This window comes from Paenibacillus sp. 203, from assembly GCF_037027525.1.
GTDB classification, from domain to species: domain Bacteria; phylum Bacillota; class Bacilli; order Paenibacillales; family Paenibacillaceae; genus Paenibacillus; species Paenibacillus polymyxa_B.
This window is the reverse complement of record NZ_JAXCHD010000004.1, coordinates 337,498-361,368: the sequence shown is the minus strand read 5'-3', so window position 1 is coordinate 361,368 and position 23,871 is coordinate 337,498. Positions and strand designations below refer to the sequence as shown.

Sequence of the window (23,871 nt, the reverse complement as noted above, 5' to 3'; positions counted from 1 at the left end):
GATTGACATCCTTAACCGTATAAAGGTACATTCATATGAAGTTTTTTTCTCGAAAAGGGTTATATTCTATAACAGATGTATTTTTTTTGTGAATCGGAAGGAGAGCTGGCTCCATGAACATCATCGTATGTGGAGGAACTGGATTGGTGGGGAGTGCACTGGTCAAAAGCTTGCTAGACGACGGATACACTGTGAAAGTCGTTACCCGCAAGCCACTGGTAGGACACGAAGCGAGCCCCCGTTTGCAATATATGAGTTGGAACGAATTAAAACAAAAGCCTGAAGTACTGGAAGGCACCGATGCGGTCGTTAATTTAGCAGGCGAAACGCTGAATCAGCGCTGGACGGATAAATCCAAACAAAGAATTCTTCAATCTCGACTGCTATCTGTTGCCCGGTTGGCTCAAGCATTGAATGCTCTACAAAAAAAGCCGAAAGTTATCATTCAGGCTTCGGCTGTTGCCGCCTATGGTACTTCCCTGACCGAAACATTCGATGAAACGAGCCCACGTCGTTCGGGAGATTTTCTGTCTCAGGTGGTTGAGCAATGGGAGGAAGCCGCCAATGCCTACCCTTCTGATGCCCGTTTAATTAAGTTACGCATTAGCCTTGTGCTGGACAGAAAAAAAGGGGCATTCCCCCTCATGAAGATGCCTTATAGCTTCGGATTCGGCGGCAAAATAGGCAGTGGTCATCAATGGATGAGCTGGATTCATATTGAAGATATCGTTCGTCTGATCACGTACTGCATCCATACGACAGAAATCGTCGGGGCAGTGAATGCTTCATCACCACATCCCTTGACGAACGACCAGTTTGGGAGGACAGTAGCTACGGTATATCACCGTCCGCACTGGTTTCCCGTCCCCAGCATTCTCGTTTCAAAGCTAGTTGGTGAGATGAGCACGCTTGTATTGGATGGTCAAAAGGTACTACCGCGCAAAGCGCTGGAGCACGGATTTAAGTTTAACTATCCTTCACTTAAGGACGCTATAGAGGAACTCCATTCTTCCCAAAAACAGCATTGAATCTAAAAAGAGGAACTCCAGGCCGGTAGGTAGTGTCACTGCCAGCTTAGAGTTCTTTTTTAGTCCGACACAATCTCTCAAGCAGACTGCAAGTTTTTAAGATGCTCATTTTATTCCTATGAATAGCCCCTATTACAAAGAAAGAAGCCCTGAACATAACAGGCCTCTTCTTGACATATATCCATATAACCTTTATTTATGATGCATTGGAGGATTTAAAAGTGTCCAACCGATAAGTATAAGATACCCCGGCGATTTTAAAAGTGTCTCCATCCTTCATTGTGTACTCCTTATAAGGCACCATAGGCTCTCCATTCAGAACAGTTCCGTTCGTCGAGGATAAATCCTTAACAATGTGGCTATGTTCTCCTGTAACTATACAAAGCTCAATATGAGAACGGGAGGCTCCATCCGTATGCTCCACAAACTGGACCAGTTGCGGGTCTCTCCCGATGATAAAGCTGCCTGCAACGAATTGGTCTGGCTGCAACCGGATGCGCTCGGTCCCTCCACTACCTGGTGGCTTGCGATCCAGGCAAGCAATCGGTGATTGCTGAACAGGTGAAATCTGTATCTCTTGATCTGGACGAAGCAGCATGGTTTCCTGCTTAGATGCAGCATTTAGCAGCTCCGTTACCCCGGAGAGAGACTTATAATAAGCCTCACTGGTATCACTGGCTTCCAATTCATTTCCCCGCTCCGCACCTTTCCACGATGGCTCGTGTAAGTCAAAATTTGCTGAAGTTTTCTCCCTGTCTTCCGTAACTCGGTCTCCCACGCTTTTAGATTCTGAGTTTGGAAAAGTCCATCTCCAGCTCTCCTGCCCTTGATCACTCAAATCGGAAGATCGCTTGTCTTGATGATGCTGTCCCGCTACAAATCCGGTCAGTTTATCTACCTGATAACGATCATTTTTCCGCTGCGCTGGGGAAGAAGTAGTTCCTAACCATTCCGAATCCAATACAGGTACTGAATCGCTGTACATATGAGATGAAGTTCTATTGCGCTCCCATTTCCCCGTCCAGCTTATATAAGCAACGGCGACAAGTACCAAGGTCAGCACCACGGAAATGATCAAAGGTACCGTCTCTGGATGATCCAGATAAATATAACGCCACACGATGGCCGAAGCGAGCAGACATCCAAGAGCAATGTACGTTTTATATTTTTGCAATCCAGGCTCCACATCTTCTACTTCGTTTTCTGTTACAAGCTCAGAATTCTCCTCTGGTTTCATGGACGGTTTGAGCCGATTGATCCGTTTAAGCTCCTGAATCTCCTGCAGAGTCTCCCGATGCTCTTGCCCGTATGTTCCGCCACGATCAGTATAGTTCCCCTGTGAGGTATGAGAGACATGAGAGGTATGAGCAGATATGATAGGGTCGGCTGATGAAAAAGCTCGCCCCTCCATACTTTCTCCCTGCACGCTAGCACTCTCTGTACCGGCCTTCATTCCTTGTAATAACAGTTCCTTTAGCAATCCCAATTCAAATTCATTTCTATCACACAGATCCAGTATGCGTTGTATATATTCTCCCTGAAAGTGGGCCACACGAGTCATTAAACGAATAACCATCTGCTTAAATTGACTGCCTGTTTGCCCTGCATACTGTACACTGCGTAAAGGAACATAGGTTAAACTGGCGGTTTCCCTAGTACCTAAACCACTTAGAAAAATATAATCCTCATGCAAAATAAACTGGCGGATATCTAACATATATTGCGGGCTGCGATGGAGGGCATCTGCCACTTCATAAAGAATCCGGTAGAAATCAGAAGTCGACACGCCCCCACCTTTCCATAACTGGGAAAGCATGCGTTGCCCCGAAATGTCGTAATGTAACTCAATCTGAAAATCGACTTCCTTTATTCTAAGTTCCAGCAGACCGGGAATCCGATTACCTGTCATCATTCCGGTCTGTACGGAATTTAAATCATCGGTCTTGAGCCCGTCTTCCTTGTTTAGAATCATAAATGTCCCGCCGTTCCGGGCAAAATCCCTGCTTAAACCCAACAATTCATGACCTCCTTAACAATTTCCTATCTCCGTGAGGTAGCATGATCTCCCCCAGCGGACATGTCATGGCAAGAAGTAAAGATAAGCACTGATCGCTCCCGGAATGACTGCCGTCATAAAAGGAAACCTGAGGTGCGCTTCATTTCCACTGGTCAGCGCTTTGCCGCTGCGAAATAGAAAAAATCCTCCTAAATTAAAAGCCACGCGCCGCAGTCTCATGATCGTTTCCCTCTTCCATAGCAAAATTCCTATGCCAATAATACCTGCAAAAAAAATCGAATATAAAGCTGACTGCCATGCAAAAGCGGCACCTGTCCATGCTCCAATCAAGCCGAACAGCTTTACATCTCCTGCACCAACAGCTCCCATCCAGTACAAAATCAGCATGAACCCAAATCCGGTACCCAGTCCAGCAACAGCAAATAAAAAACCGTGCCACCCTCCAAACAGAGTATTGAACACCAAGCCTACCACTATACCGGGCAATGTAAGCTTATTAGGGATTTTCATGCTACGTAAATCCGTAACTAACGCAATCGCGAGTAGTACTCCGCATACAATATACATCCACGTCAATGCGATCTTCCCCCTTTAAAAAATAGAACTAGCAGACTACCAAATCATTTTCCATCGTAGCCATCCCTTACACGTCTTATCCATCCTATCCATCAGCTGGCTTTTCCACGGTAAACGGAACTTCTATACGTTGACCGTCCTCCGTTTCAATCACAAAGCTCCATTGACCGGGTGTTGTATTCGTTCCCACAAACCAGTTCCATTCAATAATCCCGTCCGCATTGGCAGAGGTCCAGCCCAAGTGCTGAGCTGTGCTCTCACCCGACTTATAAAGTACAGAAAGGTTAGCAGTCGTCCCAGGCTCAACCTTGGCCTTGATCAAATTGTACACACCTTTCACAGCAGGTTCAGGCTTGACGAGCAACTGTATGGAATGCTGCGCATCCTTATCTCCTGTCGCATTTCCTGTACCTGCTCCTTCCCCTGTGTCGCCAATCCAAAGACGTTCCTCTGCCGCCGCCTGAAGCACAATGCTACGATACAGAAAGGGGACCTTCATCGGCAGTTCATACGACAGCTCTACTCTAAAATAAGGGTCCTTAGTTCCTGTAAGAGCAGGTACATGTACGCTCGTTATATGAATACGGTCATACTCCAGAATGTTTTCCTCCATAAAAGGCTTTAGCATCGGCTTCAGAACAGGGTCAAGTGCAGCTTCCGTAAATCGCCCCCGCAGCTCCTCCATCGGCTTTTGACCGCCCTGAACAGCGCTCTCTACCCAATCACCAATTGGAGGTGGCAACTGGGCAGCGAATTGGCTTGCATATTCACTCACAGATAACTTGGGCAATTCATCCAGCGGTTCACGGACTGCATCTATTTTCGCGGACGCCGCCTCCACGGCTAGAGAAACTGGGTAGATTTTAGTCGAAACCTGCTTAACCACTTCTGAAGCGGTGGTCTGCAAGGCTGTGGATACCAGCGTCATCTGAACCATATAAATGAGAAAAATAATAAAAAACAGAAACATTGGCAACACGAGTGACGCTTCTAAAACAATACTTCCTTGTTCACGCCGCTCCTGCCCACTAACCTGCCGTAGATACTGATTAATAGGAAAAATGTGCTGTTTTCGTGACATAGTACACACTTCCCTTAATACTCTCGCCTTCTTTTGAGGCGGTCCCGAGCATCTTCATTACCCCAGGTAGAAACCACAGCCTCATCCCATTCTTGACCTCACCCGTTGCATACGTTTGCCGCTCAGCAGGATTGACATCTGTATTCAGGCGGATCAGAGCAAGCATACGGGACATTTTTCGTTCATTATTGCTATGGAGCATCAGGAACAATCGCAAATGATCTTTGTATGTCATTCGAAATTTTAGAAAATCAGACAATGGCACGTCCCCCTTTTGTGCCAGCATAATCATATCTTCTATCGCTTTTTCTACTCCATATAACAAAGCTGCCGCCAAAACGACCAGCGGATTACCTTTTGAGCTGTTTTTAACCAATCCCTCCATTGTTCGAATGGCAAGTCTCATAGCAAAAATTTCTCCATAGGCGGATGCCAGATTACCCGTCGGATTATGGAACCCATACAGGATGTACTCAACTTCCTGATTATTCACCTCCAGCTGATCTCCCAAAATCTGTGCAGCATTCCCCACATTTCCACCCGATCCGGCCAAACTGCCAAAACGGCTAAAATCCACATGATGGAAGTAAGAAAGCCCGTATTCATTCTGGTAAAACTCGTCTCCCAGTTGAGTCAGTAAATTGGATGCCGACCTGTATAGACCATCCATACTATCCATGGAAGCTCCCGCTGCATCATAGGTGTCATAGGACAAATCAGCGGATACAGCTGGACTGGATGTAGACTGGTTAAACGAAATACTTTCATTGTAATACCGCTCCAGATTTCTGAATTGTTCTGCACTTTGTTTACCTTTGGAAAGAACCTCAATGATCCGATAGGCTTGTTTGAGCTTGTTTTTCGCCTCTTTTTCCATTTTCTTGCGTTCTTTGTCCGGTCCACGTCGCGTATCCATCATTTTGGCTTCACCGTCGAGTACATTCGCAGGTCCCGTCCAAGCATACGCACTCAAGTATTTATCTATCTCTTTGAGCGTTGAAGCGACTTCTTGCTTGAGCATGTCTGCATTCAAAAATGGATCTGTATAAAAAGATAATGTGCGCATCATACTCGTTATTCTATTGTTAGCAGTATTTATAGAAGTCCGTTGCTTTTCAATTTCTGCTTCCCATTGCTCAAATTCCTTGTCTGGAATCAACAAATCCTCTGCTTTTTGCCGTGCGCTTCCTACCGACGGATCTGCGCTGGAGCCTGCTCCGCTTGGAGTAGGCGCTGCTGAAACCTCATCGTAGCCTGCATTGGCCGCCCTCTGCTTATACTGGGCAATGACTTTGCGCATCTCTTCATTAATCTGCCGGGCCTCATTTAACGGTTCCTTGGCTTCCAGAAGCAGCTTATCATGTTCTTCTCCAGCCTGAGCCATGATCTGACGCAGGCGATCAAGCGCTGCCCTCGCTCTACGTGCATATTTTTCCATCTGCATGATTTTAACGTCATCCACACTCTTCTTATTGTCTTCATATACATGTACGTAATGCTTATATTGAGCGGCAATATCGGCTACAACCTCAAGCGGGTCCCATATATACTGATTGGGCATATAGGTGCCCCTCTGTTTAATAATCCGCTTACGTACCTCTTCCATATAAGCTCCTGCCTTACGCTGCTTCTCCAGCATGTCATCTAGTTTGGCCTCTCGTCTGTCGTACAGCTTTTGCAGCCGTTTCAGCAAATCTACCGTATGAGAAGCCTCTTTCATATTTTGAGAGAGCGGCTTTAGCTTTTCGAGCACTTCAAACGTAAAATCGACAGGTGCTTTATACTTCATCTCTTCACGGATCTGCTCGTTAAATATGGCATATTTACCAAGCTCCCTTTCCATTTGCAGGGAACTAGAATCCAGCTTCATATTCATAAGCGGTAGCGTTTCTGCGCGTGCCGTACGCCGCGCGCTGTCATTGAGCACTTTGACCATAATTTGTTCTCCGCCGCCTTCGCCATAAGCAAACAAACCGTACTCTTGTTGTAATGTCGGATCATAAGCAGACATCACTGAACGAACCGCCGCATGGGTCAGCCGTTCGGTCTGCACATGCAGTGCAGCAATTCTCGCGTAATCAATAAATACAGCAATAAAACCGAACATGACCGCCAAAATCAGAATTAAAAAGACCGTGACAGCACCTGATTCCCCGTCCTTTGTATTGTGTCCCTTATCAAACACCCGCTTCCTCCTTTCTAGTTACATTCCCATTACTTACTTCTCACTGACCGTTTTGACCATATTGCATCAATACTTTCCCTACAACTGCCGAATCTACCTTTTCACCTGATCCTCTGCCCATAAACTTCGCACCATAATAACGGACCAACTCCACCGTACGAATCCATTCTACAGGTTCGACCACGCCAGAACTCATTTCCCCTTGCAAATCTGTCTGATCTAAAAACTGATTCAGCAAAGGTACCTTCACTATCTTATTTAACTTTGTGGTCACCTTACGGTGAATCATACTGTTCTCATATGTCATCTGCCCCTGCATGCCCGCAGGCATATTATTTTCTGCATTGGACAGCTTTTGAGCAGGTAACGAGCCTCCCCCATTTCCGCCCGGCACCTGTACACTTTCCTGATTGTTGGCTCCGGTCCAGCCAAACAGGGCTCCCAGCATAACATCATCCTTCAAGCGCCAATAGAGAGAATCCCGTTGCCCTTGTGTAAATGCTCCCGTACGCGGGTCCTTGAAGCTGTTATCCCAACTGTAAGCGGCCCTTTCCGAAGCAGTAGCAGCGACCTGCACCAATATAGATTTTTGATATATGTACAGGCAAAAAAATAACATCACAAAAATGACCAGCAGTAGAATGGGAAAGACGAGGGAAGCTTCCAAGGAGAAGCTCCCGTCCTCTTTTTGTGCCAATTTGCGCAGCATTATGAATCCATAAAATCGTTACTTTTCTTATCCGCCTTTTTCAAAAGCCCTTCTACAATTTTCTTGATCTGATCCTTGAAAATAATTGCCACCGCAATCAGAATGGCAATGATCAGGATCATTTCTAACGTACCCAGGCCATCCTCATCCTTGTACAATTTACGAATACTGCCTGTTACTAATGTCATCATCGTTGTATTCCTCCTACATATTCATCATCATTAAAGCCGGAGCGCCCACCAGCACAATTACCGTTAGCAAAATCAGCGCCATCGGGAATACTAGCTTAGATGAAGCCTGCTCCCCCCTTGTGCGGCTAATTGAAGTCCGCTTGCCCCATAACGTCTGGGATAACTCACGTAAAGCCATCACGAAATCGCTCCCGCCGCGCCTCATATTCAACAAAACTGTCGTCGTAAATACCGTCATTTCCTGAATACCACAACGTTTGCTCAGGTGCTCAAATGCCTGTTGAAAGGAAAAACCACTTTCCCATTCCGCCACCGTCTGCCTCAGTTCTCGATACAACGGATGTTCCGTATCCGCCCCTTTACGTTCCACGCAATGTAGCAATGCCCGTTGTACCGTCTCACCTGCACCTACTAAAAGCATCATTTTACTCAACAGTTCAGGCAGTTCCATTAAAATTTGCTGATCCCGCTTCTGTACTTTCCCATGCAAATCCTTGATCAGCGCGATGGGTACCAGAATACCAAGTCCCAATCCGAGCACCAGCCCAGTCGCATCCCCGCCCAGCATAAGCGATATTAAAGCTCCACCAGCAGCCATCATATATCCGTAACCCAACATTTCTGCCAGAAAAAGCATCGTTTTTTCTCCGCTGTTGCGCATACCATACAGCTTCTGCACCGAACGCTGGAGCTTGAACATCAGCAAAGGCAGCCGGTGAGTAGCACGTGAAGCATGAATCATGTGTACAAATGGGACTGAAAGTCTTTGCAGCCGCAGTCCCTCCAGCTTCATATGGCGAAAATGCGCATACTTAGCACTATGCATCTGGTTCAGCACCACCCAACCTCCCACTTGCAGAACCAGCATGACCAGACAAACCAACATCACCACACCCATCTCTCCTTACACTTCAATCTTCATAATGTGGTTGATCCACACAAGACACCCACCAAGCACCAATAAACAAAAGGTTGATAAAATCATACCTGTACCGCTGTATAAGGGCATCATGTAATCACCCGCCGTCATCGTCATAAACAATACAAACAAAAAAGGGGCCGCAAACATAACCCTCGATTCAAAACGTTTCTGCGCAATCATTACACCGATCTCCTGCTGAATTTCCAACTTCTCACCAATGACATTTGAAGCTCGTCGTACGACTTCCACCAGATCACCTCCGGTTCGTTTGCAAGCCGCAAATACGTCCGCAAAATTCGTAATGTCCTCCATCTGCGCCCGACGGGCCAAATCCTGCAAAGCAGCCTCTACAGGCTGTCCGATTTCGAGACAGGCGGTAATGATGTTAAATTCAAAAATCAGGTCGTGATCTCCATCTGGACTAAGCAATCTCAAATCCTCTACAGCCTCACGAAAACCATTCTCCACCGACCTTCCCGCTGAAAGAGAAGATGAGAGTGAATATAAAGCCTGCTTGAATTGGATGCTTAGAGCAGATCTGCGTCGTTGCAGCAAAAATTGCCTAAAATAACGAGGCGTCACCACAGCCCCGGCAGCGCACAGCAATGATAATATCCATTGGTGATAAAATAGATAGCCGATCATCGCAAACAGCACGCCACTAAACAATATGCACAGACTTTTTTGTACTGTCGATAATGTATATATCGTATAATCTGGCAGAGAAGGGACCTCACGTGATACTTGCTTGGCAGTCGTTTTTCCTGACTTCACGCTGATACTCCTCCCCTGTGCCAGCTTTCCGGATTGATCCCAGCCATTTGCAGCTTCAAAGTATGTTGCAGACCCTCGCCACAACTTTCCAGACCTCCCACGATTCGCCCCTTACTCTCTCCTCGTTCCTGAAAACGATAAAGAGGATTAAGCGTCACCTCACCATTTTCAAAACCAATCACTTCGCTAATTTCCAGCACTCGTCTGGATTTGTCGCGCATCCGTGACAGATGAACGAATATATCAATGGCCGAGCTGATCTGCTGCCGTACTACTCCAAGCGGAAGCTCTGCCCCTGCGAGCACCATCGTTTCCAGCCGGCTGACCATATCGCGGATATTATTCGCATGCCCAGTTGACAAACTTCCATCATGGCCAGTATTCATGGCTTGCAGCATATCCAGCGCCTCACTTCCCCGGACCTCACCCACCACAATGCGATTAGGCCGCATACGCAGGGAGGAACGAATCAGATCACGAATCGTGATTTCTCCCTTTCCCTCGGTGTTCGCATTCCTTGTTTCCATGGAAACCAGATTAGGGACCGTCACAATTTGTAGCTCTGCTGAGTCTTCAATAGTAATAATCCGTTCAGACGACGGGATAAACTGGGATAATGCATTCAGAAAAGTTGTTTTACCAGAACCCGTTCCCCCGCTGATAAAAATGTTGTACTTGCTACGTACCAAGTCCTTGAGCATAGCAGCGGTTTCTGCATCCAGCGCACCCATTTGTATCAAGTCATCCATCGTCATAGGACGCTCGGGAAACTTCCGTATTGTCATCGTCGGACCCTTGAGAGCAACTGGAGGCAGCACAATATTTACGCGTGACCCATCCTTTAACCGGGCATCCACAATGGGGGAAGCCTCATTCACAATTCGGTTCACCCCGGCTACAATCGTCTGGATTAAATCCTCCAGTCGCTCGCGGGACTCAAATTGATCGGGTACCTGCATCACCTCACCAGCCCGCTCCACAAAGATTTCCCGGTGACTGTTGATCATAATTTCCGTAACGGTCGGGTCGTCAATCAATGGCTGGAGTACATCTAGCCCACGGAAAGAGTTAAAAATCTTGCGGACAAGTGCGTGCTTCTCACGGGAAGTTAAGCCCGCCAGCTCTACATCGTGTAAAATTCGATTTTCAATATGCCGAACCAGATCGGTATCCTTTACCGAAGACGTTACGTCCAGCCCGTTTCGTATATCTGCTCGCAATGCCTTAAACCGTTCCTCATTCATGTTCATCAGCCCCTTTTAAGACCAAACGGCGGGCGGATGTGTTACATTGTCCACATTCAGCAGCTCGTGGCACAGATGACGAATTTCCCGCTGATAAATCGGTGAACTAAGCAGTAGCTCACGGTGCTGCATCTGCTTCCATGAAGGTATATAGGGTAACGCTCCGTTTAGCTCCATGAAGTCACGAGGTAACGAGTTGATCATAGTTCCCATATAGCGGTTCACCACAAAGCTGGTTTTGCATATCATATCTTCAAGCCCTTCAGGCTGCGTGGTTTCTAAAACATCCAGCCATAATCCGCACTTGTGCATGCTCATTAAATCGTCTGCCAGCAGCCAGATCAGCTTATGACTAGCTTCAAGCACAGCTTGAGCCCGGTCACCTTTTTCAGAATCGCCATCTACGATCACTACATCATACTGTCCGCTTTCGGCAACCGTTCGAATCAGTTCCTTCGCTTCATCACAAGTCATGTCCGTCAGTTCCTTACGATTATAGACAGGCTGAAAAGTATCCGCCTGAATTTCAGGGCGGCGAACACAATAGGCTGCCACAGATAATGGAATGCCCTCATTCCCCTCCGCCTTGAGATCATAGAGCAGCCTGGATAGCCCCTCTCCTTCTGCTCCGCTAGCACTTCCTGAACCAGTGAACAACGAGCTTGAATCCACCGTCTCCAGATTCAGGTAGAATACCGAATATCCCTCATTCCCCAGCTGTTTGGACATATTCAACGCGGCCGTTGTCTTGCCCAGTCCGCCGGAAGCTGCTACCATGCCGATAATCAGTCCACCTTCCCGGCTGTTTACACATTTCCGACCGTTCGACTTCTGTCTCGCCGTTTCCAAAATAAAACCGACCAGCTCAGATAAGGGCTGATATTTTAATAAAGGCTGTCCATATTCGCTCACTTGTTCTCCCTCATGCAATACCAAACAAGGAATATCAGCAGCTTCCCTATCTGTCCATAGATTCAAAAAAGCCGCTTCACCAACCACCACGTCCGGTCTTTTCATTCCGCTGGTTTCCATCATGTATTGATGAAATGCCTCCGGTTGCGAAAAAGCCGTTATTCTCAGCCTTCTGGCGTACTCGCTTCCGTGAACATAATTCAGCAGCGGCTCAATATAATCCCGGCCTTCTACAGCCAATACCACTTTCACTGGAACCATAACGCTCATCCCTTTCCCTAACACAACAACGCAAAAAAGCACCGTTCATCCATCCGTAAGTACATACGGTTGGTGAACGGTGCTTCCGTCACGTGCAATCTATTTACTGGTAGAATAGCATAGCGCTTATATTAGAGCAAGTATTTTTTGTGCAAGTATCATCTTCCAAAATCCTCGTACTAGGAGAAGGCGGGCAGTCTAGCCCCGCCTCCTACCATCTTCATCTTAGTAGAATTTGTGGTGACGACGATGACAGTCATGATGGCGATGATGGCGATGATGACGTTTCCGGCAATGACATTTCTTATCAAAATCTTCATGTTTCCAGTGATCACGTTTAAATTTAGGTTTAAACTTAATGACAGTCACCTTAATGATCTTCTTAAAGACACGTTTTTTTGGCTTTGGAAAATGACAATCATGCTTACGATGTTTATACATTCAAATTCGCCTCCATTTCTTTGAGATAGAATATACTATGGAAGCAGCGAACCATCGGTAACCAGCATATGACTATTTATGAATTTACTGGGCGAATTAATGATCTACCTCCAGCTTAATATCCGGATCATAATCCGCCACAATGAGAACATCCATATGACGTGCTTGACGGAGAATCCTCGGCACAACCGCAGACTTCCCCCAACAGCTACTTCGGGAAGACTGCCCCACGATGAGCTGCGTACCTGAATATCCTTCCACCGGAGCAATCAAAATGTCGGCAATCTCGCGTCGGCTGGAAACAAGCCTCATCTCAAAGGTTCCCCCCAGTCGGTGGGTCAGCAACTTTAGTTGTTCCAGACGAGGGTTCAGTCTCTCGGGTATACACTCACCGACATGAGCATACGTCACAATCCACACAGCCTTTAGCCGAAAGGCGATACGAAAACCACGGCGGATCAACCTTTCAGCATTTTCGCTTAGCGTCACGCCTACGAAGATCACTTCCTCCCTGCGCCACGGTCCCCGAAGTGATTCGTTTCGATCCCAGGATTCCAGCCGCTCATCTACGTCATCTGCCAATTCCCGCAAAGCAAGTTCACGCAACGCAATCAGATTGCCCAGTTTAAAAAAGTGGCTAAGTGCCTGTTCCACCTTCGCAGGATCGTATATTTTGCCCTCACGCATACGCTGCTGCAACGATTTGGGAGCCACATCAACAAGCTGCACTTCATCGGCCAGACGCATCATATGGTCGGGAACAGTCTCTCTCACACGTATGCCAGTAATCTGTTCTACCGCATCATTTAAGCTCTCCAGATGCTGTACATTCATTGTGGATATCACAGAAATACCTTGTTCCAAAATGGTAAGCACATCCTCATAGCGCTTAGATCTCATACTTCCGGGCACGTTGGTATGTGCAAGCTCATCAATAAGCACCACCTCGGGATTACGCCTGAGAATGGCTTCGGTGTCCATCTCTTCCAAATGTGCGCCATGACGCTCAATGGACTGACGGGGAATCATCTCCAGAGAGCCTACTTGTGCCAATGTTTCTGCTCTTCCATGCGTTTCCAGCAGTCCGATAACTACATCGATCCCGCTTTCCAGCAGATCATTCCCCTCTCTCAGCATCGTGTATGTTTTGCCGACCCCCGGAGCAGCGCCAATGTATACCTTGAGCTTGCCCCGCAGGATTTTGGCTGCCTCAGCCTGTGCTTCCTCAACGCTCAAACGATGATACGGATCATTATCTCCCTCTTCCTGTCTCATTGTTGGCAAGATTCGCTCACCCTCCTGCTCGGCCCGGTCCGCAATCAGCAGCAAATCCATATTTTTCATTCGTTTTAAAATCCCGTTCACCAGCGATCCTTTCATCAGCTCCTGCCACGGAGTCTGCCGAGAATGCCCCATAACAATTCGGGTAACATTGTGCGTCACCGCATAATGAATCAGTTGACGAGGCAACCTTCTGCGGGAAAAAAGCGGGATTTCTTCAAATGTTGATCCGATCTTGTCAGCCAACTGCTCAATCGAACGCTTGAAGGCTGCTGATTCCTTGGACAGCCTGCGCTTCGAGCTGACAAAGGAGACCACTAGCATATCTCCACCCAACCGCTTGGCGACCTGTTCTCCCCTACGTACATAAATAGACCCATTCCAATGATATTGAACAGGTACCAAAATACGCTCTGCCGCTCCTGACGCCCCGTGCAAGCCTAACTCCTCCCGGTGTCGTTCCAGCGAATCATTCACATCCTCTGCTACCAATCGCAGAGCAAGCTCACGCAATTTACCGAGATTTCCCCGGTGAAACATCTCAGGATTGGGCGTATGCATGTAGCCTTTCGCCAGCCGTTCCAAAATCATCTCCGGGGTGGCATCGATCAGACGAATTTCATCCGCCAGTTCCAGTGTATCAACCGGAACCGTATATTCCGCTTCAAAGCCTGTTAGCTGATATACCCACTCCGTAATTCCTTCGAGTTCATAAACATTAACCGTCGTAATGACGCTAATTCCCTGCTCCAGCAAATACCGAATATCCTCCAGCCGTGTTGGAAATGGGGCGTCTTTCCGGTTATGATGTGCCAAATGATCCACCAGTACCACCTCGGGATTTCGTGTCACCAAAGCTTCCACATTCAGATCCTTTTGCTCCTCACCATCTTTTATCCAATGAATACTAGGCACGCGCTCCAGCGTGCCGACCTGTTCGACGGTCACAGGCCGCTGCATGGTTGAGACCGCACAAATCACAACATCAATACCTTCATGCTGCAACGATTGTCCCTCCTGCAGCATATGATACGTCTTGCCCGAGCCACTGACCGCACCCATGTAAATTTTGAGTCTGCCTCGATGCAGTTTGTTAATCGAATCCAGTATTTCCTCTGGTGATTTACGTTTGAAGCTCTCCACTTTCGTTCCTCCCCCAGCGTAACCGCTCATTCCGTTCATTCTTATATGGTTGTAATGAATGTACTCCCGTGTCCCAATCAATTCAAGATGATCAATCAAGCTTGCTCCAAAAAAAGCCGCGCAGGGCAGTATAAGCGCAAAAAAACGTGCATTCAGGTCTCTTATGCCTGAATACACGCTATTTTAGGTAACTCATATGGGATCACTTCCTACAATCACTTGCTATCTTCGCCAACGATCCCCCGTTGTTGAAATAACTTTTGCCATATCACACCGTGAGACGGGGAAAAGAGAAAAGAGAAAAGCCAAAAGCAGCAACACACCCGATACACATAGCATACATGCCGCAATAGAAGCATCCAATACACTTGCTGTGTAAAAGCCTACGACCGAACTGATGGCTCCAAATCCGACGCTGTATACAATCATACGGGACAACTTCTCCGTCAGCAGATAAGCGGTAAGAGGCGGTACAACGAGCATGCCAACCACCAGAATTGCACCCACGCTCTCAAATGACGCCACCGTCGTTAACGAGACGAGACTCATCAGCAGATAATGAAAAAAAACAACTGGAATGCCTAATGAAGCTGCCAGGGCGGGGTCGAAGGAAGTGATTTTAAATTGCTTGAAAAAACCCCCTATCACGAGCAAATTGATCAAAAACATCGCGCCCGTAATCCACACAGCCCTCGGACCGACATCGAAGCCAGCAATCTCGAACGTATTCCATGGCACATAAGCAATTTCCCCATATAAAACGTGATCCATATCCAGATGGGCATTGGAAGCAAACACACTGATCAGCAAAACACCGATAGCAAACAATGTCGTAAACACCACGCCAATGGCAGCATCACTTTGCAGACCGCTTTGTTGGAATAGCTGAATTAGGTACACCGTTAGAAGACCCAGCACAGCCGCACCAAACATCATCCACACCGAATCCCTCGATCCGCTGATGAGAAAGGCAATGACAATCCCCGGCAATACCGCATGACTGATTGCATCACCGATCATAGCCATTTTTCGAAGCACGAGAAAGCACCCAACGATACTACATCCCCCTGCCACTAACATTCCCGTCAAAATTACATAAAATGAACTCATAGGGCACGCTCCTCCCTTGGCTGTGTTCCGACTGTCTGCACCAGATTTTTTCTGGCGTTCAAACGAACGATAGCCTTGGAGATCATCCCGCGCTGCGGCGCAAAAATCAAGCTCACTCCAAACACCACAGTCGCACACAACACGCATAACGGTCCTGTAGGCAGATTTTGCCCCAGAGAGCTAATGACCGTCCCGCCAAGTCCCGCTATAGCACCAAATAAGCCTGATAGGCACACCATGACACCCAGCTTCTCTGTCCAGTATCTTGCCGACACAGCCGGGGTAATCAGCAGGGCAGCCATCATAATGACTCCCACGGCCTGAATGCCAGCAACCACCGCAATGACAATCAATAGCATCAAAAACTTATCCAGCAACCCTGCTGGATAACCAAGTCCACGGGCAAAGCCGGGATCAAAGCTGAGCAACTTAAATTCCTTGAAAAATAATATACATATTCCGATGAGTACCACCGAAATTACCGCCATCGTATAGACATCAGCCAATACCATTGCCGCAGCTTGACCAAATAGAAATTTATCCAGTCCGCTTTGATTGCCTGCGCCACTATGCTGAATTTCGGTCAACAACATAATGCCGAAGCCAAAAAATACCGACAGCACTGCTGCAATCGCGGAATCGCTTTTAATTCGTGAATACCGGGTTAACGCACTGATGGCAAAGGTCGCAACAATTCCTGCAATGGCGGCCCCAATCATAAATCCAAACACGGATTTTGTACCTGTGATCATAAAAGCCACACATACCCCCGGCAAAGCCGCATGTGCCAAAGCATCTCCCATGAGCGACTGCTTGCGCAAATACATAAAACTGCCAATCACTCCGCTGCTTAAACCGAGCAAAATGCAGCCCAGCAAAATCCACTGCATATTCGGGTCGGTCAAAAGCGTTGCCAAGCTTGTCATACTGCTCACCTCACTCCGAGTATCGTACCGGAATCCGGGCTTGTTTTGAGTATACTCAGACGCCCGCCATACGTACGCTGCAGATTTTCCTCGGTAAAAATATCTGTCGTCTCTCCAAACGCCATAAGATGCCCGTTCAACAGTATAACCTGATCAAAATAATCCGTGACTGTAGATAAATCATGATGAACAACAAGCACGGTTTTACCCTGCTGTTTCAGATCGTTGAGCAGCGAAATAATGGCTTTTTCTGTTGCAGCGTCCACACCGACAAACGGTTCATCCATAAAATAAAGCTGAGCATCCTGCGCGAGTGCTCTGGCTAAAAAAACACGTTGTTGCTGACCGCCAGACAATTGACTAATCTGCCTGTCTGCATATTTGCTCATTCCAACCTTGTCCAAACTCTCCATCGCAGCCTGACGATCTGCTGCACCCGGACGCTTAAACCAGCCCAATCTGCCATACCGTCCCATCATAACCACATCCAGCGCGTTCGTCGGAAAATCCCAATCCACCGACTCCCGCTGTGGTACATAGCCAACCTTGAGCAGCTGTTGTTTATAGGGCTTGCCGTAGACCAGCACCTCGCCCCTAAGCTTTGGAATCAGTCCAAGCGCTGCCTTGATCAACGTAGATTTCCCAGCCCCGTTCGGGCCGATAATACCAATCAGCTTGCCTTCCGGCACCTCAAAGGAAACATCGAACAAAACGGGCTTTTTTTGATAAGCTACCGATAAATCACGAACGACAAGTGGTGAATGCCCCATGTATCTTTGCCTCCTTATTTTAGAGCTTTAACAATCGTATTAACGTTATGCTTGACCATTCCAATATATGTGCCATCTTCTGTGCCTTCTTCACCCATGGCATCCGAATACAGCTCGCCACCAACCTTAATTGTATGACCTTGCTGAGCGGCCCCCTGAATAACCGCATCTATGGCCTTTCTCGGAACACTAGATTCTACGAATATAGCCTTGATTTTATGTTCGACCAGATAATCTCGCAGCTTGGTCACATCTTGAGAACCCGCTTCTGATTCTGTGCTCATACCTTGAAGTCCTCTCACTTGAATGTGGTAGGCATCTCCGAAATAGCCGAAAGCATCATGTGCCGTGACAAGCACGCGCTGGGCTTCCGGTATACTGGCAATCTGCTCTCTCGTGTAATCATCCAGCTCTCGCAGCTCAGTAAGATAGGCTTCTGCGTTGGCCTTATATTCCTCCGCATGAACAGCGTCTAGCGCCGACAATTCATCTCTGACGGTTTCTACCGCAGACATCCAATTCTGTACGTTAAACCAGATATGCGGATCATGCTCAGATTCCATTTCCGGGCTACCTGCACGCAACTGATCCTGTGCGATGTTTTTGGACACGGGTATGACGGTTTTTTGCTTGCTGATCTTCTCCAGAATGTCCTGCATTTTTCCTTCCAGATGCAACCCGTTATAAAAAATAACGTCGGCCTGATCCAGCTTGCGCATATCTCCCTGAGAAGCCTTGTACAAATGCGGGTCAACGCCTGACTTCATAATTCCCGTGACCTCTACATGATTACCGCCGACCTTGCCGACAATGTCAGAGATCATACCGATGGTAGCCGTAGCCTTTATTTTTTGTCCTGTTTCTCTCGCAGTTCCCTGCTCCTTCTTCTTAGCATCGGTACATGCAGTCGCTAAAACCAGAGCTAGAGACAATACTCCAACTGTCGTTACCCATCGCGGCAAAGCCTTCTTAAACTGCTTGTTCATGTTTTAAAATCCTCCTTTGAACTTCGTTTTGGGACAAACTATTTCCTTGATTCAATTATTTTTTATCAATACTATATTTTAGAGTATACACTAAAGTTTTTACCTAGGGAAACACTTTTAAAAAATATAATTCTTATGTATTTCGTTATACCGTTCGATTTTCGTTCTCCCAATGTGTAATATATAGAAGATATCCAATCGTTAAACCAAAGAATACATATAAAGAGGTGCAGGTCATGGAGCCAACAGGATACAGCCCTTATCGGAACAAACGTCGGCAAGTTCGGATACGAAAAATACTGCTTATTTTTATGCTGGTGTGCTGTCTGCTTGCCCTAACTTCCTGTGCTCGAGGTGACATCCATGTAGATGTTCATCTCGATCAAAGTGTAGATCTGGATGCAACGTTCAGTGTAAACAACCAGACACTGATGATGTTGGACAATCCCGGGCTGCTAGATCGATTAGTCAAGCGTATTCAAAGCAACAATGTAGATGTACAGCCGCTAGCTGAACAGGGAAGAAAGGGATATCAAATCAAGGGGCATTATCAAGGAGATTGGAGCACAAACAAAAAAAATCCCAGTCAGGGATTAAATCTACCTGAGGGATTAGAAATAAAGCGCGCTGTGAGCCAACATTTTTTCACAACGAATATTGATCTTACCATGAAGCTCGATCTACCACGGATGCTTCCTGAAGAAGCTCAAGGACTGAGTGATAAATTTGAGCAAATGAATGTGTTTGCGCGCAAATTACTGGAGCGGCAGCTGGATCTTAACTTCAGCCTATCCTTACCCATCCAACCTGCTACCAATAATGCGGACCGTGTGTCGGAAGACGGAAAAACACTGTATTGGGACATTGCTCCTTTGGAATCTAACGAGCTAAAATTGTCTGTTAACGTACCCAATGTACGACATATCGTGTATGTAGCTGTTACGAGCCTGATACTAATCGTGATCGCTGTGATCTTACTAATTCGTAGACATCGCTCCAAAAAAGAAACTTAAAAAAGCAACTAAAAAAATCGTTGTCTGATTTCTGGTGGGGGGATCTGACACTGATCCTCTTCATCCTTGCCAAACCAACGATATCGGTTACGCGCCACCCAGTTATAGACAGCGTTGCGCACAAAGCGGGGAACCAGGATGAACACATAGGCCAGCGGGTATGGAAAACGAAGACGTTTGGCAATTCGCAAAGCCGCAGTGGACCTTGTATAATACGTACCGTCTTCAATCAGCACGAACGTATCCAGCTGATCTGTAGATAGTCCTCCTGCACGTAATAGTTCTTGTCCTGCCTCGGATTGCAGGGAACCAAAATGAAATGTTCCCTTAGGGTCACGCTTGATAATAAAGCGGGCAGCTCCCTGACAAAAGTGGCATACCCCATCCACCAACACAATGGAATGATCTGAATGAGCATGATCAGTCTGGTTCATAAATGCATTTCACCTCCAAGAAAATCAACGGCATGAATACCAGCAACGCAACCATATGAATATAAACAAAAAAACGCCGAAAGTATCCGACGCTTGTTTAGAAATGTATAGTCTTTACCTGTTCGAAAAACTAGCTCAATGCTTTCTCAAACAGCTGTTTCGTATTAATTTGCTCTAAAAACTCCTCATGGAACTTATCCATACACTTGCAGATAAAATCCTTATGGCATACCGGGCAAGGCGTCGTTAGCAGTCGACTAATATTCGTCAAGGTCCACTCCGGATTACGTTGAGAAAAAACGCGGCACTCCGTTCCATCGGCCAAACTCATTTTAAACTCATAAAGCCCTTCTTTTTCGTTGCTGCCAGCCAGCGTGAAATTAACAATATTCGGTCTGTAAGACATCATATCACCCGTATTTTTCAAATTTGTTTCGTACCTGATGACCAGAATCACCTAAGCCATCTTAATGAATTTTGGCGATGATGTCAAATGGTCGCAAATCTCAGCGAATCAAGATCTATGTGCAAAAGCCACCGATAAATCGGCGGCCAGAGTGTAAAAGTTATAGAAATGCAGTCAAATGACATTAAGCTCGACATCAATGTTACCGCGTGTTGCTTTGGAATACGGACAAAAATCATGCGCTTGGCGTGCCAGATCTTCGGCCTGGGCGCGTTCAATACCGGGTATTTTCACATCCAGACGTACCGCCAGCTGGAAGCCGCCATCGCTTGGGTCCTTGCCGATAGATACGTGGCTGGTGACCTCAACATTGTCTACCTTCACCTTAGCCTTCCGGGCCACATTAGCCAATGCGCTCTCATAGCAGGCACCATAGCCTGCCGCAAACAATTGCTCCGGATTCGTAGCTTCTCCGCCTGCGCCACCCAGTTCCTTCGGCGTGCTGAGCTTATGCTTCAAAACTCCATCGGATGAAGCGACTGAACCGTCTCTTCCACCATGTACCGTTGCTGATGCTGTGTATAATGCTTCCATGATTTCATCTCTCCTTCTCTATATCATATGTTTTCCGCAGGAATCTATCGTCATGTTAATACATGATTTCCTTCTCGTATGTACTTTAAACGAACTACACAAAATGAATCATTTGAAATAAGGTTGTTAACCTGTACATTTACCGTTTAGTTCCACCTCACCTTGTTTACACTATATGTTATAAGCCCCTAGCTTGATGGGCCGTCAACATATGTCTTGAAGGCTCACTCGCATCATTTTATTGTATCTGCTCAGACTTCCATGACTGACAACCCTGTCGTACGCGAGATCGTAGGCTACTTGTTGGTGCGGGGTGGAGTCCATGTGATGGCCTATGCCAAAGCGTTGGAAAAGCTTACAGGCGTAAAATGACCAAAATGCTTCCGATTCACCGGGCTATTTATCGTTTCAGTCCGAATAACTACAAGGAAATTGATAAAATATGGAGCAGCGTTCACCCGGAAGATGGACAACAATTTAAAAAAATCCAAAACGACCAAGCCGCTCCCCTCAGAGCGATATAGCTTGGTTTTTTCTAGTGTTCAGCTTTATAGGATGGCCATATTGCTTCAAAAATACGATTAACTTGCTTGACCACACAAAAGTTGCACTAGACAAAAACTATTGTGAGTGTACAATAGGGATAACACAATCGTTATGTCACTAATAATATATTTCAACATCAATAAAGAAGGTGAAGCGTATGAAAAATACAAAGGGTAACTTCGCGGAAATCGCTTCACTGTCGGAAGTGAATCGTTCCTTGAGCGTCCCGAAAGACGGAACCTGGTTTCGGAAGTTTCTTGCCTTTGCTGGACCCGGCTATATGGTCGCAGTCGGCTATATGGACCCCGGCAACTGGGCCACAGACATCGCTGGCGGATCGAAATTCGGCTACACGTTACTTAGTGTCATTCTAATCTCCAACCTGATGGCCATCCTGCTACAAGCCTTATCTGGCAAGCTTGGCATTGCCACAGGTAAAGACTTGGCTCAAATGTGCCGTGATGCTTACAGTCGTCCTGTCGCCATCGGCTTATGGCTCTTGTGCGAAATTGCTATTGCAGCCATGGATTTGGCCGAGGTCATCGGTTCAGCCATTGCGCTGAAGTTGCTGTTTGGTCTACCGTTACTATACGGAGTCATCATTACCGCATTTGACGTCATGCTTATTTTACTGCTGCAAAACAAAGGTTTTCGGGCATTGGAAACACTTGTCATTGTGCTGATGGCGACGATTGCCGGCTGTTTTGGGATTAATCTCATTTTGGCACAACCGGAATGGGGCGGCGTATTGGGCGGCTTTGTACCAGACACGCAAATTTTGACGAATCCAAGCATGCTGTATATTGCCATCGGTATTATGGGTGCTACTGTAATGCCGCATAACCTGTATCTGCATTCTTCTATTGTACAAACTCGCAAATTTGAGCAGACTTCAGCAGGTAAACGGGAAGCTATTACATTTGCAACTTGGGATTCCAGTATAGCGCTGATGTTCGCTTTATTTATTAATGCGGCCATCTTGATCGTGGCAGCTGCTGTATTCCATACGGCAGGAAGAACAGATGTAGCCGAAATTAGTGATGCCTATTATCTGCTTTCGCCACTACTGGGAACCACGCTGGCAAGCATACTATTTGGGGTTGCGTTACTCGCCTCAGGTCAAAATTCAACCGTTACAGGCACTTTAGCTGGACAAATCGTGATGGAGGGCTTTTTGAATCTTCGTCTTTCACCTTGGTTGCGTCGTCTGGTGACCCGCCTCATCGCGATCATTCCAGCGGTTATCGTCACTGCTATCGCAGGTGAAAAAGGTGCGGAGGAACTACTTGTGCTGAGCCAGGTCATCCTATCCATCCAGCTTCCCTTTGCCATCATTCCATTACTGCTCTTTACCAGCGACAAAAAGATTATGGGTGAATTCGCAAATAAAATGTGGCAAAAAGTATTAACCTGGATCGTGACCGCTGTCATTATCATCTTGAATGTAGTGCTCATCATCCAAACGATTTCAGGTTAATCGGTAGCCAAAATATGAATATATTAAATAGGTATCTCACTAGCCCCAATGGCAGCGAGATACCTTTTTTTGTTCATCCTATTTTATTTGTCCTGTATACATAAAGAATACTCAACGCTTGGCAGGCTCTACCTTTATTTGCGCCTCAAGCGCGAGATTCAGCTTGAGCACGTTCACACGCGGCTCGCCGAATACCCCGGCGCTGCGGCCTTCTGTCTGCTCCTGCACCAGTGCTCTCAGTTGATCCTGCGGGATACCCGTCAAGCCGCTAATGCGCGGAATTTGCACCCGTGCCGCCTGTGGCGAGATGTGCGGGTCCAGACCGGAGCCGGAGTTTGTAATCAGGTCCACCGGAACCTGACTGACGGGTACATCCGGGTTATGCTTCTGCCAATCCGCAATTGAGTCCTTGACTCGTTGTATCAAGGCCGGATTCGACGGCGCGTAGTTGCTTGAGCCTGAACCAGCCCCATTGTAATCAACGCTCGATACCCGACCTTGGAAAAATGCCGAATCGGCAAAGGACTGCCCAATCAGTTCGGAGCCGACCACCCGTCCCTCTGCGTCACGGAGCATACTTCCGTTTGCTTGCTGCGGAAACAGAACCTGCGCTACTCCTGTACTGACTAGCGGATATGCCAAACCGCACAAGAGAATCATCAGCACCGAAGTTCGCAAAGCTACTCCAATAACTGTACTTCCTCGCATCTCTTGTCTCTCCGGTTGTCCTTCCGACACTGTCCCGGTCCCTGTACGTTTGTTATGACCTTGCCCGCCAGATTCGGCTTTTTCGTGCGCAGCAAATCTGCGTCCAGACATCATCCGATAAAAACCACTCATGTCG

Annotated in this window: 22 protein-coding genes and 2 pseudogenes; 4 read left to right on the top strand and 20 right to left on the bottom strand. The window is 47.0% G+C overall.

Annotated elements, in window-relative coordinates; translation table 11 throughout:
• Positions 1-113: 113 nt before the first annotated feature.
• A complete protein-coding gene (locus WA407_RS11090; RefSeq protein WP_336077369.1) occupies positions 114-1,028 on the top strand; it encodes a TIGR01777 family oxidoreductase in 915 nt (304 codons plus the stop codon).
• A gap of 196 nt (positions 1,029-1,224) precedes the next feature.
• On the opposite strand, the gene WA407_RS11085 is transcribed toward WA407_RS11090, so the two are convergent.
• From WA407_RS11085 to WA407_RS11010, 16 genes and pseudogenes are all read right to left on the bottom strand, one after another.
• The gene (locus WA407_RS11085) at positions 1,225-3,045 is read right to left on the bottom strand and encodes a DUF6382 domain-containing protein (protein WP_336077368.1); all 1,821 of its coding nucleotides are present in this window, start codon (positions 3,043-3,045) and stop codon (positions 1,225-1,227) included.
• Positions 3,046-3,108: 63 nt separating this feature from the next.
• Positions 3,109-3,621, bottom strand: coding sequence for an A24 family peptidase (locus WA407_RS11080; protein ID WP_025722689.1), 513 nt, complete (start codon positions 3,619-3,621; stop codon positions 3,109-3,111).
• Between the two features lie 85 nt (positions 3,622-3,706).
• Positions 3,707-4,702 carry a TadE/TadG family type IV pilus assembly protein gene (locus tag WA407_RS11075; RefSeq protein WP_336077367.1) on the bottom strand — a complete coding sequence of 332 codons (996 nt, stop codon included), beginning with the start codon at positions 4,700-4,702 and terminating at the stop codon, positions 3,707-3,709.
• The gene (locus WA407_RS11070) at positions 4,671-6,887 is read right to left on the bottom strand and encodes a hypothetical protein (protein WP_336077366.1); all 2,217 of its coding nucleotides are present in this window, start codon (positions 6,885-6,887) and stop codon (positions 4,671-4,673) included. Before WA407_RS11070 ends, WA407_RS11075 begins: the two co-directional genes overlap by 32 nt.
• A gap of 40 nt (positions 6,888-6,927) precedes the next feature.
• Complete coding sequence (locus WA407_RS11065) at positions 6,928-7,596, bottom strand: TadE family protein (RefSeq protein WP_165176294.1); 669 nt, start codon at positions 7,594-7,596, stop codon at positions 6,928-6,930.
• On the bottom strand, positions 7,596-7,787 hold the full coding sequence (locus tag WA407_RS11060) for a Flp1 family type IVb pilin (RefSeq protein ID WP_013309278.1): 192 nt from the start codon (positions 7,785-7,787) through the stop codon (positions 7,596-7,598). Before WA407_RS11060 ends, WA407_RS11065 begins: the two co-directional genes overlap by 1 nt.
• A 13-nt stretch (positions 7,788-7,800) precedes the next feature.
• Positions 7,801-8,685: a type II secretion system F family protein gene (locus tag WA407_RS11055; protein ID WP_080942820.1), complete on the bottom strand. Its 885-nt coding sequence runs from the start codon at positions 8,683-8,685 to the stop codon at positions 7,801-7,803.
• Positions 8,686-8,691: 6 nt separating this feature from the next.
• Positions 8,692-9,483, bottom strand: a complete 792-nt coding sequence (locus tag WA407_RS11050; RefSeq protein ID WP_254327637.1) for a type II secretion system F family protein — start codon at positions 9,481-9,483, stop codon at positions 8,692-8,694.
• On the bottom strand, positions 9,480-10,727 hold the full coding sequence (locus WA407_RS11045; RefSeq protein ID WP_336077365.1) for a CpaF family protein: 1,248 nt from the start codon (positions 10,725-10,727) through the stop codon (positions 9,480-9,482). Before WA407_RS11045 ends, WA407_RS11050 begins: the two co-directional genes overlap by 4 nt.
• 15 nt (positions 10,728-10,742) lie before the next feature.
• A complete protein-coding gene (locus tag WA407_RS11040) occupies positions 10,743-11,900 on the bottom strand; it encodes a ParA family protein (protein ID WP_254327636.1) in 1,158 nt (385 codons plus the stop codon).
• A gap of 179 nt (positions 11,901-12,079) precedes the next feature.
• Positions 12,080-12,220: a hypothetical protein gene (locus WA407_RS11035; protein ID WP_203055912.1), complete on the bottom strand. Its 141-nt coding sequence runs from the start codon at positions 12,218-12,220 to the stop codon at positions 12,080-12,082.
• Positions 12,221-12,437: 217 nt separating this feature from the next.
• Entirely contained in the window at positions 12,438-14,765 is a 2,328-nt protein-coding gene (locus WA407_RS11030; protein ID WP_254327981.1) for a histidine kinase, read from the bottom strand.
• A gap of 215 nt (positions 14,766-14,980) precedes the next feature.
• A pseudogene (locus tag WA407_RS11025) lies at positions 14,981-15,875 on the bottom strand (metal ABC transporter permease).
• The gene (locus WA407_RS11020; protein WP_336077364.1) at positions 15,872-16,801 is read right to left on the bottom strand and encodes a metal ABC transporter permease; all 930 of its coding nucleotides are present in this window, start codon (positions 16,799-16,801) and stop codon (positions 15,872-15,874) included. Before WA407_RS11020 ends, WA407_RS11025 begins: the two are co-directional and overlap by 4 nt.
• Before the next feature lie 5 nt (positions 16,802-16,806).
• Entirely contained in the window at positions 16,807-17,571 is a 765-nt protein-coding gene (locus tag WA407_RS11015) for a metal ABC transporter ATP-binding protein (RefSeq protein WP_336077363.1), read from the bottom strand.
• A gap of 14 nt (positions 17,572-17,585) precedes the next feature.
• Positions 17,586-18,557 (bottom strand): metal ABC transporter solute-binding protein, Zn/Mn family, encoded by a 972-nt coding sequence (locus WA407_RS11010; RefSeq protein WP_336077362.1) that lies wholly within the window; start codon positions 18,555-18,557, stop codon positions 17,586-17,588.
• A 236-nt stretch (positions 18,558-18,793) separates the two neighbouring features.
• On the opposite strand from WA407_RS11010, the gene WA407_RS11005 reads away from it, so the two are divergent.
• Positions 18,794-19,570, top strand: a complete 777-nt coding sequence (locus WA407_RS11005; protein ID WP_061829568.1) for a DUF3153 domain-containing protein — start codon at positions 18,794-18,796, stop codon at positions 19,568-19,570.
• Between the two features lie 8 nt (positions 19,571-19,578).
• On the opposite strand, the gene WA407_RS11000 is transcribed toward WA407_RS11005, so the two are convergent.
• The 3 genes from WA407_RS11000 to WA407_RS10990 form a co-directional block, all read right to left on the bottom strand.
• Complete coding sequence (locus tag WA407_RS11000) at positions 19,579-20,004, bottom strand: thiol-disulfide oxidoreductase DCC family protein (RefSeq protein ID WP_061829569.1); 426 nt, start codon at positions 20,002-20,004, stop codon at positions 19,579-19,581.
• A 130-nt stretch (positions 20,005-20,134) separates the two neighbouring features.
• Positions 20,135-20,461: a hypothetical protein gene (locus WA407_RS10995; protein ID WP_025722703.1), complete on the bottom strand. Its 327-nt coding sequence runs from the start codon at positions 20,459-20,461 to the stop codon at positions 20,135-20,137.
• Between the two features lie 123 nt (positions 20,462-20,584).
• Entirely contained in the window at positions 20,585-21,004 is a 420-nt protein-coding gene (locus WA407_RS10990) for an organic hydroperoxide resistance protein (RefSeq protein ID WP_013309264.1), read from the bottom strand.
• Positions 21,005-21,265: 261 nt separating this feature from the next.
• On the opposite strand from WA407_RS10990, the pseudogene WA407_RS10985 reads away from it, so the two are divergent.
• Both WA407_RS10985 and WA407_RS10980 read left to right on the top strand, forming a co-directional pair.
• Positions 21,266-21,495: pseudogene (locus WA407_RS10985) on the top strand (manganese catalase family protein); the annotation flags it as partial.
• Positions 21,496-21,707: 212 nt separating this feature from the next.
• A complete protein-coding gene (locus WA407_RS10980) occupies positions 21,708-23,027 on the top strand; it encodes an Nramp family divalent metal transporter (protein ID WP_235307735.1) in 1,320 nt (439 codons plus the stop codon).
• Between the two features lie 111 nt (positions 23,028-23,138).
• Here the strand turns inward: WA407_RS10980 and kdpC are convergent, their stop codons facing one another.
• Positions 23,139-23,867, bottom strand: a complete 729-nt coding sequence (gene kdpC, locus WA407_RS10975) for a potassium-transporting ATPase subunit KdpC (protein ID WP_061829573.1) — start codon at positions 23,865-23,867, stop codon at positions 23,139-23,141.
• Positions 23,868-23,871 lie beyond the last annotated feature (4 nt).